The 16736-nt window shown below is 28.9% G+C and carries 14 protein-coding genes; 2 read left to right on the forward strand and 12 right to left on the reverse strand.

Features of this window, described 5'->3' with window-relative positions:
• Positions 1-6: 6 nt before the first annotated feature.
• From ilvD to cdaA, 12 genes are all read right to left on the reverse strand, one after another.
• Entirely contained in the window at positions 7-1665 is a 1659-nt protein-coding gene (gene ilvD / locus QZ321_RS08655) for a dihydroxy-acid dehydratase (protein ID WP_291748417.1), read from the reverse strand.
• A 32-nt stretch (positions 1666-1697) separates the two neighbouring features.
• Positions 1698-2768 carry a 3-isopropylmalate dehydrogenase gene (gene leuB / locus QZ321_RS08660; RefSeq protein WP_291748414.1) on the reverse strand — a complete coding sequence of 357 codons (1071 nt, stop codon included), beginning with the start codon at positions 2766-2768 and terminating at the stop codon, positions 1698-1700.
• Between the two features lie 86 nt (positions 2769-2854).
• Complete coding sequence (leuD, locus tag QZ321_RS08665) at positions 2855-3349, reverse strand: 3-isopropylmalate dehydratase small subunit (protein WP_294196629.1); 495 nt, start codon at positions 3347-3349, stop codon at positions 2855-2857.
• A gap of 14 nt (positions 3350-3363) precedes the next feature.
• Positions 3364-4623: a 3-isopropylmalate dehydratase large subunit gene (gene leuC / locus QZ321_RS08670; RefSeq protein WP_291740352.1), complete on the reverse strand. Its 1260-nt coding sequence runs from the start codon at positions 4621-4623 to the stop codon at positions 3364-3366.
• Between the two features lie 14 nt (positions 4624-4637).
• Positions 4638-6230, reverse strand: coding sequence for a citramalate synthase (gene cimA / locus QZ321_RS08675; RefSeq protein WP_291748410.1), 1593 nt, complete (start codon positions 6228-6230; stop codon positions 4638-4640).
• A gap of 35 nt (positions 6231-6265) precedes the next feature.
• Positions 6266-6778 (reverse strand): acetolactate synthase small subunit, encoded by a 513-nt coding sequence (gene ilvN / locus QZ321_RS08680; protein ID WP_291740347.1) that lies wholly within the window; start codon positions 6776-6778, stop codon positions 6266-6268.
• A 428-nt stretch (positions 6779-7206) separates the two neighbouring features.
• Entirely contained in the window at positions 7207-8550 is a 1344-nt protein-coding gene (glmM, locus tag QZ321_RS08685; protein WP_291748406.1) for a phosphoglucosamine mutase, read from the reverse strand.
• Between the two features lie 238 nt (positions 8551-8788).
• Positions 8789-9856 carry a butyrate kinase gene (gene buk / locus QZ321_RS08690; protein ID WP_291748403.1) on the reverse strand — a complete coding sequence of 356 codons (1068 nt, stop codon included), beginning with the start codon at positions 9854-9856 and terminating at the stop codon, positions 8789-8791.
• Positions 9857-9876: 20 nt separating this feature from the next.
• Positions 9877-10785 (reverse strand): phosphate butyryltransferase, encoded by a 909-nt coding sequence (gene ptb, locus QZ321_RS08695; RefSeq protein WP_291748401.1) that lies wholly within the window; start codon positions 10783-10785, stop codon positions 9877-9879.
• Between the two features lie 168 nt (positions 10786-10953).
• Complete coding sequence (locus QZ321_RS08700; protein ID WP_291748398.1) at positions 10954-12552, reverse strand: FAD-dependent protein; 1599 nt, start codon at positions 12550-12552, stop codon at positions 10954-10956.
• Between the two features lie 130 nt (positions 12553-12682).
• On the reverse strand, positions 12683-13969 hold the full coding sequence (locus tag QZ321_RS08705; protein ID WP_291748396.1) for a CdaR family protein: 1287 nt from the start codon (positions 13967-13969) through the stop codon (positions 12683-12685).
• Entirely contained in the window at positions 13939-14793 is an 855-nt protein-coding gene (gene cdaA, locus QZ321_RS08710) for a diadenylate cyclase CdaA (protein WP_291742618.1), read from the reverse strand. Before cdaA ends, QZ321_RS08705 begins: the two co-directional genes overlap by 31 nt.
• A 241-nt stretch (positions 14794-15034) precedes the next feature.
• On the opposite strand from cdaA, the gene QZ321_RS08715 reads away from it, so the two are divergent.
• Positions 15035-16060, forward strand: a complete 1026-nt coding sequence (locus tag QZ321_RS08715; RefSeq protein WP_291742615.1) for a hypothetical protein — start codon at positions 15035-15037, stop codon at positions 16058-16060.
• Positions 16061-16133: 73 nt separating this feature from the next.
• Positions 16134-16712, forward strand: coding sequence for a cell wall hydrolase (locus QZ321_RS08720; protein WP_291742612.1), 579 nt, complete (start codon positions 16134-16136; stop codon positions 16710-16712).
• Positions 16713-16736: the final 24 nt, after the last annotated feature.

Below are 16736 nucleotides of genomic sequence, written 5' to 3' on the forward strand. Positions count from 1 at the left end.
TTATAGCTATTTATAAATTGCCCCCGTACTTGCAGAACTTACTAACTTAGCATATCTTGATAAATAACCTTCTTTAACTTTAGGTTCAACAAGTTTTAAACTTTCTCTACGTTTAGCTAATTCTTCATCACTTACAAGCAAATCTAAATTTCCATTTAATATATCTATAGAAATAATATCGCCATTTTGAACTAAAGCAATATTTCCACCCTCAGCTGCTTCTGGTGATATGTGACCTATTGCAGCTCCTTTTGTTGCTCCACTAAACCTTCCATCAGTTATAAGTGCTACAGATTTATCTAATCCCATTCCACAAATTGCTGAAGTTGGTGATAACATTTCTCTCATTCCAGGTCCACCTTTTGGCCCTTCATATCTAATTACTACAACATCACCCTCAACTATTTTATTTCCTAATATAGCTTCTATTGCTTCCTCTTCAGAATCAAAAACTTTAGCTGGACCTTTATGATTTAGCATTTCTTCAAGAACTGCAGATTTTTTAACTACTGCCCCATCTAAAGCTAAATTTCCTTTTAAAACTGCAATTCCACCTGTTTCACTATATGGATTTTCAATATGCCTAATTACTGAATAGTCTAAAACTTTTGCAGTTTCAATATTCTCCCCAACAGTTTTTCCTGTTGCAGTAATACAATTTAAATTTAATAAATTCTTTTTCTTTAATTCACTCATTACAGCCCTTATTCCACCTGCTGCATATAGATCTTCAATATGAGTATCTGAAGCTGGTGCTAATCTACAAAGATTAGGAACCTTAGCTGACATATCATTTATAATATCTAAGTTTATAGGTGTTTTTGCTTCATTTGAAATAGCTGTTAAATGTAAGACGCTATTTGTTGAACATCCAAGAGCCATGTCAACTGTTAAAGCATTTTTTATTGCTTCTTCAGTAATTATATCTCTTGGCTTTATGTCTTTTTCTAAAAGTTTCATTACTGCAATACCAGCATGTTTAGCAAGTCTAATTCTTTCTGAATAAACAGCAGGTATTGTTCCATTTCCAGGTAATGCTATACCTAAAACCTCACATAAACAATTCATAGAATTAGCTGTAAACATTCCAGAGCAAGAACCGCATGTTGGACAAACTTTTTCTTCTAAATCAGCTAAATCAGATTCTAACATCAAACCACTTTCAACAGAGCCAACTGCTTCAAACATAGTAGATAATGAAACCTCTTTATCCTTAAACTTACCTGCTAACATCGGTCCACCACTTACAACTACTGATGGTATATTTAATCTTAATGCTGCCATAACCATTCCAGGCACTATCTTATCGCAATTAGGTATAAATACTAGTCCATCAAAAGCATGAGCTTTTGCCATACATTCAATTGAATCAGCTATAAGTTCTCTTGTAGCCAATGAATATTTCATTCCTTCATGCCCCATAGCAATACCATCACATACACCTATCGTTGGAAATACTAATGGTGTTCCTCCAGACATTAATACTCCTTTTTTAACTCCCTCAACAATTTTATCCAAATTTACATGTCCAGGAATTATATCATTTTGAGAGGTAACCACACCTATTAACGGCTTATTTATTTCTTCATCAATTAAACCTGATGCCTTAAATAATGATCTATGAGGAGCTTTTGTAACTCCTTTTTTAACTACATCACTTCTCACTTATATTCACCTCATATATGTTAGAAATTTAATTAAATTCTATCTACAACAAGAGAACCCATTTCCTTAGTACCAACAATAGTTGTACCTGTGCTCTTAATATCTCCTGTTCTATAACCCTCTTCTAAAACTTTAACTACTGCATTTTCTATATCACTTGCTTCATCTTCTAAATTAAAACTATATCTTAACATCATAGCAGTAGAAAGAATTGTTGCTAATGGATTTGCCATTCCTTTTCCTGCAATATCAGGTGCAGAACCATGTATTGGTTCATACATTCCTAAAGAACCATCTCCTAAAGATGCAGAAGGTAACATTCCTATTGAACCTGTAATCATTGATGCTTCATCAGATAATATATCTCCAAACATGTTTGAAGTAACAATAACATCAAATTGTCTAGGATCTTTAACTAATTGCATAGAAGCATTATCAATATATAAATGATTAACTACCACTTCTGGATAATCTTTAGATATTTTTTCAACAACACTTCTCCATAACCTAGAGCTTTCTAATATATTAGCTTTATCAACACTTGTTAATTTTTTATTTCTTTTCATGGCTGTATCAAAACCTATCTTAACTATTCTTTCGATTTCTTCTATATTATATCTTTCAGTATCATATGCTGAAAGAACTCCATCAACTATTTCTCTACCTCTCTCACCGAAGTAAATTCCTCCAGTAAGCTCTCTAACAACACAAATATCTATTCCATCCCCGATTATCGTATCTTTTAATGGAGATGCTTCTTTTAATGATTTATATAAAAGTGCAGGTCTTAAATTACAATATAAATTTAATCCACCTCTTAGTCCTAATAACGCTTGTTCAGGTCTTACTTTTGCATTAGGATTATCCCATTTTGGTCCACCAACAGCTCCTAAAAGTACTGCATCACTATTTTTGCAGGCTTCTAAAGTACTTTCTGGAAGAGGAGTGCCTAAACTATCTATCGCACATCCACCTGCTTGTAGAAAAGTAAATTCAAAACTATGTTTATACTTTTCACCAATTTTATTTAATACCTTTATTGATTCATCTATAACCTCTGGCCCTATTCCATCCCCCGGTATAACTGCTATATTAAAATTCATAATTTATCCCCCTTAATTATTTATAAACTAATATAGTTTTGTATTTTTAATCAATACTATTTAGTTAGTCTATTTTTTATTCCTATTTATTTGTCCTTTGAATTTTTTATATAGCCTACAAGACCATTATTATTTATAATATTTTGCATAAATTCCGGGAATGCCTCACCCTTATATTCTTCATCTTTAGTTAAGTTTTTAATAATTCCTGTATCAAAATTTATTTCTAATTTATCACCCTTATCAATACTTTTAACAGCTTGATCACATTCAATAATTGGTAAACCAATATTAATGGCATTTCTATAGAAAATCCTTGCAAATGTTGAAGCTATTACACAACTAATTCCACTTTCCTTAATTGCTATAGGTGCATGCTCTCTAGATGAACCACACCCAAAATTTTTATTTGCTACTATAATATCACCATCTTTAACTTCCTTTGCAAAATTTAAATCTATATCTTCCATGCAATGTGATGCCAACTCTTTTGGATCTGATGTATTTAAATATCTTGCTGGTATAATTACATCTGTATCTACATTATCGCCATATTTAAAAACTCTTCCAATTGCTTTCATATTTATTTGCCCCCTTAAAGTATTTCTGGATTTGTTATTTTACCTGTTATTGCTGAAGCTGCTGCAACTGCCGGACTTGCTAAATAAACTTCTGATTCAACATGTCCCATTCTGCCCACAAAATTTCTATTAGTAGTTGAAATTGCCCTCTCACCTTTTGCTAATATCCCCATATGACCACCTAAGCATGGCCCACAAGTTGGTGTTGAAACAACCGCCCCCGCTTCTACTAAATCTTTTATTATTCCTTCTTCTAATGCTTGTAAATAAATTTTTTGTGTCCCAGGAAATACAATGCATCTTACTCTTTTATTTACCTTTTTTCCTTTTAATATATCTCTTGCAATTCTTAAATCTGAAATTCTTCCATTTGTACAAGAACCTATTACAGCTTGATCTATATCTATATTACCAACTTCATCAATGGTCTTTGTATTTTCAGGTAAATGTGGAAATGAAACTGTTGGTCTTAAAGTTGACAAATCTATTTCATAAACTTTATCATATTCAGCATCTTTATCAGCTTCATATACCTTCCATTCTTTTTTTCCATGTTCTTTTAAATATTCAATCGTCTTTTCATCAACTGGAAATATTCCGTTTTTTCCTCCTGCTTCAATAGCCATATTTGCCATTGTAAATCTATCATCCATTGATAAATAATTAAGACCATCTCCAAAGAATTCCATAGATTTATATAAAGCTCCATCTACACCTATCATTCCAATAATATGAAGTATTACATCCTTACCACTTACCCATTTTGTTGGCTTTCCTTTTAAAACAAACTTTAATGCTGAAGGCACTTTAAACCAACACTTTCCGGTTGCCATTCCTGCTGCCATGTCAGTTGAACCTATTCCCGTAGAAAAAGCACCTAATGCACCATAAGTACATGTATGAGAATCTGCACCAATAACAACATCTCCTGCAACTACTAATCCCTTTTCTGGTAATAAGCAATGTTCTATTCCCATTTCCCCTATTTCAAAGAAATTTGTTATTCCCTTTTCCCTTGAAAATTCTCTAATAAATTTGCACTGTTCTGCAGCTTTTATATCTTTATTAGGAGTAAAATGATCTGGAACAATTGCTATCTTATCTTTATCAAATACGTTTTTTACTCCAAATTTTTCAAACTCCTTTACAGCAACAGGAGATGTAATATCATTTCCTAATACTAAATCTAAATTTGCCTCTATTAATTGTCCTGCTTTTACACTTTCTAATCCTGCATGTGCTGCTAGTATTTTTTGTGTCATTGTCATTCCCATAAGTATTTTCCCCCTTAAAAATAAGCTTTTACTTTTCTTTCAATATCTTTAATAAGCTTATATTCTATTGAATCAACTAATGCAATCCAACTTGCTTGAATAACATCCTTAGATACTCCAACTGTACTCCAATTTTCAATTCCATCAGTACTTTCTATTAATACCCTAACCTTTGCACCAGTAGTACTTTCCGAATCAAGAACTCTAACTTTATAATCAACTAATTTTACTTCTTTTAACTCTGGATAAAATACTTCAAGTGCTTTTCTAAGTGCCTTATCTAATGCATTTACAGGCCCATCTCCTTCTGCTGCTGTCATTTCAGTTTTTCCATCAACAGTTATATTAATTAAAGCTGTGGAACTAAATTCACCATTACTCCATGAGTTTTCTCCCATAGTTTTAAAATGGTTCAACTTAAAAAACGGCTTGTACTTACCTATTGTTTTTCTTATTAATAACTCAACAGTACCCTCTGCACCTTCAAATTTATATCCTTCATATTCTAATTGTTTTAACCTTTTAGTTACGTTTTTTACTTCTTCTCCATCCTTCTTAACATTTGGAAAAACTTTGTGTATTTCTTGCAACACTGTGCTTTTACCACTTACTTCTGATAATAAAAAACTTCTTTTATTCCCAACAGCTTCTGGTTTCACATGCTCATAAGATTCAGGAGTCTTACAAATAGCATCTATATGCATACCTCCTTTATGAGCAAATGCTGATTTACCAATGTAAGGAGCTGAATCTTGCAATTGAATATTTGATATTTCTGAAATATATCTAGCCTTTGCTGTTATTTCCTTTAAATATTCATTTGCTTTTATATTAAAATTCATTTTTAAAGCTATTGTTGGAATTATAGTACTTAAATTAGTATTTCCGCAACGTTCTCCAACACCAATAAATGTTCCTTGAATATGTGATACACCTGATTCTATTGCTATTACTGAATTTGCTACAGCCATTCCAATATCATTATGACAATGTATACCTATAATATCACCAAATTTTTTACAAACTTCAAATGCAATATTTTTTATTTCACTAGGCAATGTTCCACCATTTGTATCACATAAAACTAATGTTTTTGCTCCTGCGTCTTTTGCAACCTTTAAAGTAGACATTGCATATTCACTATTTTCTTTATATCCATCAAAAAAGTGTTCTGCATCAAATATTACTTCTTTATTATTAATTCTTAAATATTTTATTGTTTCTTCTATCATTTTCAAATTTTCTGTTAAAGATGTTTTTAATATATCATTAACTTGAAAAGCTGATGATTTGCCAAATATTGATACAACATCTGTATTAGCATCTAATAAACTTTTTATATTTATATCATCTTCAACTTTTATATCTGGCTTCCTAGTTGAACCAAATGCTACTAACTTAGAGTTATTTAACTTTATGTTTTTTATTACTTTAAAAAACTCCATATCTTTAGGATTTGACCCCGGATTACCAGCTTCTATATAATCAATTCCTATAGCATCTAAAGCTTTAGCAATTTTCACCTTATCTTCTAACGAAAATGATATCCCCTGACCCTGAGCACCATCTCTTAACGTAGAATCAAAAATCTCTATATATCTATTCAAATTTAAATAGCCCCCCTATAGATATTTATAACTTTCTAATTAAAGATTTCACAGTAATCTGTAATATCATTAGCGCCTCTTTCTAATGCACATAATCCTGTTCTAACTAATTCTTTTATTTCGTATTCTTCTAAGAGCTTTATAAGAGCATTTATTTTACTTTCATCTCCGGTTAATTCAATGGTAAGTGTTTCAGGAGAAACATCAATTATCTTACTTCTAAATATTTTTGCCACTTCATTTACTGCTGCTCTTTGTTCTGCATCAGCTTTAACCTTAATTAGTACTAACTCTCTATAAACTGAATTTTCAACCTTTAAATTTAATACTCTTAAAACATCTTCCAATTTGTTTAATTGTTTTGTAAACTGTTCTAAAACATCTTCATTTCCATTCAACGTAATGGTCATTCTTGAAATTGTAGGATTTTCTGTTTTACCAACAGTTAAACTATCAATATTAAATCCTCTTCTTGCAAATAATCCTGAAACTCTTGTTAGAACTCCTGAAGAATCTCTAACTAAAACAGATAATACATGTCTTTCCACTTTAATTCCCCCCAATAAAATAATTTACACCTAAATTAATAATCAACTTAACAAAATAATTATAAATTAGGTTAAAAAAATCCCACCCTTAATGATAAAATCATAATAGTGGGATAAAATTACTCTCAATCACAATTCCCTTTTTGAATTTTTTTCCAATTATTCTATTGTTATTATCTTACTCTTTAAATTTGTATTCTGTCAATACCGTTTCCTATTTTTGTAAAATTACTTTTTATTTTTCATTTTTCAAAAATTCTTTTTAGTAATTAATTAAATTTTTAATTTTATTTTTATTAATTATGTATAATCTTTTTCTTATATAAAAAATATATATTTATTAATAATAAAAAAATTCTTTTATATTATAGTTATTTTTTTATAAAAAAAGTTAATGCTTCTATCGAAACATTAACTTTTTTAATATATTAAATTTTGCTTAATATTAAATTAACTAAACTGTTTGCCATTTCATTTATTTCTTCTTGATTTTCACCTTCAAGCATAACTCTTACTAATGGTTCAGTTCCTGATGGTCTTATAAGAACTCTACCTACTCCATTAAGCTTTGCTTCTACAGCATTTATAGCTTCTATTATTTCTGCATCTTCTAAATAAATATTTTTCTTTTCATTTGGAACTTTAGCATTAACTAATACTTGTGGTAATTCTTTCATTATTCCTGCTAATTCGCTAAAAGTTTTATTACTATCTTTAAGTATTGCTGCTACTTGCAGGGCAGTTACTAATCCATCACCAGTTGTATTGTGATCTAAGAATATTATATGCCCTGATTGTTCTCCACCTAGTATATAATTTTCTTTAAGCATTTCTTCAAGTACATATCTATCTCCTACTTTAGTCTTAACTAAATTAATTCCTTCTTTTTTAGCTGCAATATCTAATCCTAAATTACTCATTACTGTTACTACTAAAGTATCATTTTTTAATTTCTTAGCTTCTTTTAAAGCCTTTGCACAAATAGTTAATAAGAAATCACCATTTATCATATTTCCCTTTTCATCAACAGCTAAACATCTATCAGCATCTCCATCAAAAGCAAATCCAATATGACAATTTTTTCTTACAACATAATCCATTAACTCTTCCATATGAGTTGATCCACAATTCTCATTTATGTTATTTCCATCTGGATTGTCATTAATTACATAAACTCTAGCACCTAAATCCCTAAATGCTTTAACTGCTGCTTTATATGCAGCACCATTTGCACAATCTAAAGCAACTCTAAGTCCTTTTAAATCTGTTTTAATTGTACTCTTAGCATAATCTATATATTCTCTTAATGCACTTTCTTCAGTGTATGATCTTCCAACAGCTCCTCCAACAGGACTTGGAACACCTTCAAAATTATTTTCTATAACAGCTTGTATTTGGTCTTCTAATTCATCAGATAATTTATATCCCTTTCCATCAAAAAATTTAATTCCATTATATTCAACTGGATTATGTGATGCTGAAATCATAACTCCTGCATCTGCATTATATTCTCTTGTTAAATGTGCTACTGCTGGTGTTGGAACTACACCTAAAATTACAGCTTCAGCTCCAACTGAAAGAATACCAGCAACTAAAGCTGACTCAAGCATATCTCCTGATATTCTAGTATCTTTAGCAACTAATATTTTCGGTTTATGTGTCCCTTCTGTTAATACAAAAGCACCAGCTCTTCCTAAGCTATACGCTAATTCTGCTGTTAATTCTGTGTTAGCTATACCTCTTACTCCATCTGTTCCAAACATTCTACTCATATATAAATACCTCACTCATTTATTTCATATTAACACTTATAGTATATATTCTATTCCGTTTTTTTACAATGATTAGACTATTTATTTATCACAATCTAATATATTATGTATTTTAAATTTAAATTATTATATACTTTTTAGTTTAATTATAATTTTAACTTTATAAAAAGTTATTAATTTTATATATAAAAAGTAAAAAAGGTACGTAAAACGTACCTAAAAAATTTATTTTTTATTTTTAATATTCTTTAATATCTTCTTCTCCATTAAGAACTCTAATAGCTCCTTGGGCTAATGCTAATAACTCGTCTTCTCCAGGATAAACAGTTACATCACTAATCCACTTAACTTTTTCTTTAATTGCTTTAACAACAACAGGTGAATATGCTATTCCACCAGTTAAAATTATTTGATTTACTTTTCCATTAAGAACAGTAGACATTTCACCAATTGCTTTTGATACTTGATAAATAAATACATCAAAAACTAATGAAGCAAATTCATTTCCTTCTTCACTTAATCTTAAAACTTCTCTAGCATCATTAGTATTAAGGTATGCAACATAACCACCTCTACCAACTATTTTATTATATATTTCTGCTTGAGTATACTTTCCACTAAAACATAACTTAACTAAATCTCCAACTGGAACTGACCCTGATCTTTCTGGTGAAAAAGGTCCATCTCCGTCTAATGTATTATTTACATCAACTACTAATCCTTTTTTATGAGCTGCAACAGATACACCTCCACCCATATGAACTACAACTAAATTTAAATCTTCATATTTTTTTCTTTTTTCCTTTGCATATCTTTTAGCAACTGCTTTTTGGTTTAATGCATGAAAAATACTTCTTCTTGGTAGCTCAGGAATACCTGAAATTCTAGCTACTTCTTGTAATTCGTCTACAACAACAGGATCAACTATAAATGATCTTACCCCAATTTCATCTGCAATTTCCCTTGCTAATATTCCCCCTAAATTAGAAGCATGTTGACCAGAAACTCCAACTTTTAAATCATCTAATAAATCATTAGTAACTTCATAAGTTCCTCCTGGAATAGGTCTAAGCATTCCTCCCCTTCCTACTACTGCATTTAATGAATTTAAATCTATATTATTTTTTTTCAAAATATCAATTATAACGTCTTTTCTAAATTTTTTTTGGTCATAAATGCTGTTATATTTTGAAATTTCATCAGATGAATGCCTTAATGTTTCTACTAAAATTTCTTTTTCATCTAAATATACACCTATCTTAGTAGATGTTGATCCTGGATTTATTATCAATAATTTATATGCCATACTTCTCAATACCTCCTATATTATTTTCTATTTTCTGAAACTAAAGCTGCTAATGCTATAGAATTTACTTTTGTTTCAAAACTATCAGCTCTTGATGTTAAAATTACAGGAGCTGATGTACCAACTAATATCCCTCCATTTCTTGTTTCTGCTGTGTAAGTTAAAGACTTATACATAACATTTGCAACATCTATATTAGGAAGTAATAATATATCAGCCTTACCTGCTACTTTACCAGTAACACCTTTATGATGTGCTGCTTCTTCTGATATTGCATTATCTAAAGCTAAAGGGCCATCAACTATACATCCTTTAATTTGACCTCTATCGCTCATTTTAGATAATAAAGCTGCATCTACTGTTGCTGGCATATCAGTATTTACTATTTCGACTGCACAAATTGGAGCAACCTTAGGATTTTTTATTCCACAAGCATTTGCAACCATTACAGAATTATTTATTATTTGAACCTTTTGCTTTAAGTCTGGATAAGTATTAAAAGCTGCATCTGTTAATAATATCAATCTATCTATTCCTTTAATTTCAAAAACAGACACATGAGACATTAACTTACCTGTTCTAAGTCCAACTTCTTTATTTAATACACTTCTTAAAAATGTAGCTGTATCTATTAATCCTTTCATTACCATATCAGCTTCGCCACTAGAAACTAATTGTATTGCTTTTAATGTTGCCTTTTTAACATCTTCTTCATGAATTATTTCAAAGTCAGTTAAATCCATATCTATTTTAGAAGCTACTTCTTCAATCTTCGATTTATCTCCAACTAAAATAGCATTAGCTATCCCCCTATCCTTTGCTGCCTTAACTGCTTCTAAAACTGGTTCATCTTGAGCTACTGCTACAGATAATTTTTTTATTTGTGCTACTTTTAACTTTGAAAATAAATCATCAAAATTTTTACTCATAATCCACCTCTCCTATTATACCCATTTATTTTAAAATTATATGGTAATTTCAAATATTTACCATTTATATTTTATCAGACTTTCAACTAAAAATCTAAATTTTAAAAATAAAAAATCAGTAATTATAAAAACTACTGATTTTTTAAACAATTTATAAATTATCTATTTTTATATTGGTCTATATTTTTCTATTATTCTTTCAGCAACTTTAATTCCATCAACTGCAGCAGATACAATACCTCCTGCAAACCCAGCTCCTTCTCCACAAGGATATAAACCACTTAATGATATGCTTTCTAATCTCTCATTTCTAGTTATTTTAACTGGTGCTGATGTTCTTGTTTCTATTCCAGTTAAGACTGCATCTTCTCTTCCATATCCCTTAATTTTTCTATCAAAATTATTAATTCCATCTTTTATCCCTTCTACTACATAGTAAGGCAAACATTCTCTCATATCAGCAAATTCAAATCCAGGTTTATAACTTGGTTTTACCTTTCCTAATTTAGTTGATTTTCTATCATTAACAAAATCCCCTAACAATTGAACTGGAGCTTTATAATCCCCTCCACCAACTTTATATGCTAAAGCTTCATAATATCTTTGGAATTCCATTCCCCTTAAAACTGAAGTTCCTTCAAAATCTTCTGGACCAACGGTTACAACTAATGCTGAATTTGAATTTTCTTCATTTCTTGCATGATAACTCATTCCATTAGAAACTAATCTTTTGTCTTCAGATGCAGCTGCAACAACAACTCCACCTGGACACATACAGAAAGAATATACACCTCTATTTAAAGCTCTACTTTGATATGTTAAATTATAACTTGCAGCTTGCAATTTAGGATGATTAGCCATTTTTCCATATTGCCCTACATTTATCATTTCTTGCGGATGTTCAATTCTAACCCCTATTGCAAAAGCCTTTGGCTCCATAAATATTCCAATGCTATTTAACATCTCATATGTATCTCTTGAACTATGTCCTAAAGCTAAAACAAGTGCATCACAAGGTATTTCATCTCCATTTACTATTATACTTTTTATTTTTCCTTGATTATTTTTTATGTATTCTAGTTTAGAAGAAAATCTAACCTCCCCACCTAAAGAAATAATTTGCTTTCTTATATTTTTAACAACATCCTTTAATATATCTGTTCCTACATGTGGCTTTGCCTCATATCTAATTTCCTTTGGAGCTCCTGCTTTAACTAACTCTGATAAAACATAATCACACTTTTTATCTTTAATTCTAGTTGTTAACTTACCATCTGAAAAGGATCCTGCTCCACCCTCTCCAAATTGGACATTAGATTCTAAATTTAATTCCCCTGTTCTCCAAAATTTATCAACTGTTTCAGTTCTTTTATCAACATCTTCTCCACGTTCTATAACTAATGGCTTATATCCCTTTTGTGCTAACATTAACGCAGAAAATAATCCCGCCGGACCTAAACCTACAACTATTGGTCTATGATTTAATATTTCATTACCTGGCTTAACATCTGGCTCATATTTTGAATTATCTATTTTTACATCATTATCATGAATTCTATTTATTAATTTTTCTTCATCTTTATGTTCAAATTCAATAGCGTATGTAAGTTTAATATTGTCCTTATTTCTGGCGTCTATGCTTTCTCTAACTATTTTAAAGTTTTTTATTTCATCTACTGAAATTCTTAATTTTTTACTAGCTTTCTTTTTTAATAATTTTATATCATCATCTAATCCAATACTTAAATTATTAATTCTTATAGTCATATAATCACCCTTAATAATATTATTTCTAGTTTTTAATATTGTATCACAAGATTAACGTAGTTAATAGTTAAGCTTATTTATACTCTTATATAAAAAAATAAAGTTAGCTTTTGCTAACTTTATTTTGTAGTTATTGTTGATTTTCTTCTTCTTTAATTTCTTCTTTATTTTCTTCATCCTTCACTTGTTCTGAATTTGTAGGAATATCCTTTGATACAATTAATTTTATTTCACTAACACTATCTATAGTAACATTATCTACACCAATTAAACTTACAGTTGGTGCTTTTAAAAATTCACCATCTTCAGTATACTCTGATAAATTTAATTCTGCATTTAAATTAGTTTCTGTAACATTTTTTAAATCCTCTTCAAAACCAGAAACTTTTACAGTCACTTTATTATTATCTGCAATAATATTTACATTTTCTTGTTGTCCAACCATTGAATAATCAATTTTAAACTCTTTTGTTTGCATTTTTTCCACAACAATATTTACTGTTACTATATTTTCCCCATTATTAATTAATATGCCTTCTGGTATTCCTAATGCAACATTAACATTAATAGTATCTTTTATTTGTGAAAGATTTATAGTTTCTGATCCAATCTCATTAATTGAATTTAAAGTTGATTCAGGTCCTGTTATTCCTATTTCTTTTATATTTGAACTTATAGATTTTAATCTTAGTCCTTGCGGAAGCTCTCCAGTAGTATTTATTTTAATTGGAACTGTTTTTCCCTCATTTATTTTTATAGTAGCCTCTACCCACTTTTGAGATAAATCAACACCAATAATTTCTCTATCTTCATCATCTACAGCTAAGACCACATAATTTTTAATGATTGTTTCAGTTGCATTACTTTCCTCGCCTTGTGCAACAACTTTTGCTACTTTATCTACTAAAGATCTTGCACCAGATACAGTTATAGAGTCTGGTGTAAATATAGGTGTTGCTACATAATACCCTGATTTTGAAATTACATCAATTTTAGACTTTACCTGAACTTCTTTTGCTAAATATTCTTCTGTAATTATTGGTATCGTTAAGCCATTACTATTTTTTATTTTAACCGTGTTAGGAGCACTTTCTATATTTACAGCAATTTTATTTTCTCCAACCTTTAGTACAAATTCATTTAAATCTACACTTATAATAAAATCACTTTTATCTATATTGAATAGTTCTTGACTACTACCTTCTACTTTTAAATTTACATAAAATTCTTGATTAGGGGCTAATGCTAATCCTGCTCCTTTTAAACTATCAATATTTTTAACTTCTACTGGCACTTTACTTAATTCATATGATTTTATTGGATTTTCTATATTAGTTACATAAATCCATAATCCTATTGATAATAAAAGACATACTAATTGAACAATTACTTTCTGTTTATTTTTCCCGTTATCCATGTTTTCACCTTCTTGCCAGCAGTTTTTACATTCTTTTCCTCTCTATGTTCCATTATCTTAAGTAATATTGTTCTTAATTTGTCTTTATCATAATTTCTTGTTAAACGTCCATTTATCGCTAAAGAAATTATTCCCGTTTCCTCAGATACTATAATAACCAGAGCATCAGATATTTCAGACAATCCTATTGCTGCTCTATGTCTAGTTCCTAATTTTTTATTTATTTCTTTATTATTTGTTAAAGGTAAAACACATCCTGATGCTAATATTTTATCTCTTCCTATTATTGTTGCACCATCATGAAGCGGAGTGTTTACAACAAATATATTTTCTAAAAGATTAGAGGTTATTTTTGCATCTAATATAGTTCCAGAGGATATTATTTCTCCAAGTCCTGTCCCTTGTTCAATTGCAATTAACGCACCAGTTCTTGTTTCTGCTAAATTAGATACTGCGTTTACAATTTCACTAACATAAATATTTCTCTGTTCTCTATCTTCAAAACCATGCTTATCTTCAAAAGCACTTCTTCCTAAGTGCTCTAATGCTCTTCTTATTTCTGGTTGAAATATTATAACAACAGATATTATTCCAATAGTTAAAGTTTTACTTAATATAAAATATAACATACTTAAATTTAATATCGAACTAATTGGAATCAAAATTATTATAAATGCTATTCCTTTTAATAGCTGTTCTGCTCTTGTTTCTTTTATAAGCATATATCCCTTATAAAATATAAACGCTACTACTAATATATCAATAATAGCAATCAAGGACATATTCTTTAGTGAATTCATTATAATAGAAATAAAATTTTGCATTTAATCCACCACCATAAATTTTCTAATTAAATTATACACCATTCTCATAATTGTTAAAATATTATAATTCCATTTTATTTTTCTACTTCTTTTATGTTTCTCATCCTTATATTTCACTAATTCTTTTATTTATATATAAATTTATTTAAGTATATTTCATTTTCTTCAACAATATAAATTATATAGAAAGTTTTTTCATAATATTTAATATTGTAAATTAATTTTAAGGATGTGAGAATAAGTGGAAAAAATAAAAAAATCATTTTCTGAGAATAAAACCTTTATTATAACTTTATTAATTTGTATATTTTTAACTTCCTCTTCTATGATAATATTATTGTATAGACATAATAATTCAACCTCATCATCAACTGATACTAGTGAAATTATTACTGAAGATACATCTTTAAAAGATTTTGAACCTTATATAACTGAATTATCTAAAATAAATACTTCTCTTAAAAAGTGTATTAATGGATTAACTATAAATAGTAAATCTGCCTCTAACATATTAAATGATAATTTAAAAGAGTTGAAAGAGTTAAAAGAAAAAGTATCAGCTGTAGTAATAGCAAATAATGATACTCCAAACATAATTCCAACATTAATTTCATGTATAGAAAATACCGAAAATTTATATAGTTATTGTATTAATGTTTTATCTTATACTAATAATTTATCTATATCCGAAATTACATCTGAAATATTAATTTTAAAATCAAACTGTGAAAAGAGTTACGAAGATTTATCTCTTTATGGATTTTCTTTAACACTTCCCGAAGAAAGCGAAACATTTTTAGATAATTTAATTAGTTATTTAAATACTCTAGAAAAAGTAAATAAAGAAGCTTCAATTAAAACAACCCAATATAATTCTTATATTGAAAAGTTAACTAAATGCACTAATGAATTTGATGAAATTTTAGACGATTTAGAACCGGCAATAAATTTAATAAGAAAAGAAAATAGATCTTTAGATATAATTCTTAATGATATTAAAGAAAAAGAAAGAACTATTGAAACTATAAAAAAAGATTTTAATTATTCTTCCATACCAGAAGGGTGTATGTCTTATTATAATAGTTTAAATAATACCTTTACATTATATTCTGGATACTTAAACGCCTTAAAAATTGCTGTTATTTACGAAAAATCTTCTCCTAGCTACGAAAAAAATAAAAAAACTATAAATAAAAATTACGATAATGCTTATTCTAAATATGACGATGTAAAAACTTCCTTTGAATCATTGTTAAACTCTTTTTAATAATGGTTTGTATTATTTTAAACTTTTTGGGTAAAATAAATCTCGATTGGGTTATTCCAAAAGGAGGTTTTTTATGAAACTTGGAAAATTCTTATTTTGTATTATTCTAACCCTATCTCTTTCAGCACTTGACTTAGGCTTATCAAATTTATTTACTACTAAGGTAAGCGCAAGTACAAGAATAGAAAATAATTTATTAGTTTTAAGAAATAATGGAAATAATCATATAAGTTTATCTGATGAAGAATATGTAGAAGTTTTTAAAGATAATAATCAGATGCTTTATTTAACACAATCAGATATTTATTTAATGTCACAAGTTGTATATGCTGAAAGTAAGGGTGAACCCTATGAGGGAAAAGTTGCTGTTGCATCAGTTATATTAAATAGGGCCCTTAATAATGGGTTTCCTAATACTATACAAGGTGTTGTATTTCAGCCAAAAGCTTTTTCTTGTGTAGTTAATGGTAATATTGATGTTCAACCAACACAGGAATGTTTTGATGCTGTATATGAAGCACTAGGTGGTAATGATCCAACAGGAGATGCTGTATTTTTTTATAATCCTGATATAGCTACTTGTAGTTGGATGCATGGTGTTGAAAAACACAATATAGTTTCTATAGGACAACATTTATTTTTTACATTATAAAAAATTAGGGCTAATCTTTTTAGA

Origin of the sequence: uncultured Clostridium sp., from assembly GCF_910588715.1 — a bacterium.
Classification (GTDB): Bacteria; Bacillota; Clostridia; order Clostridiales; family Clostridiaceae; genus Clostridium.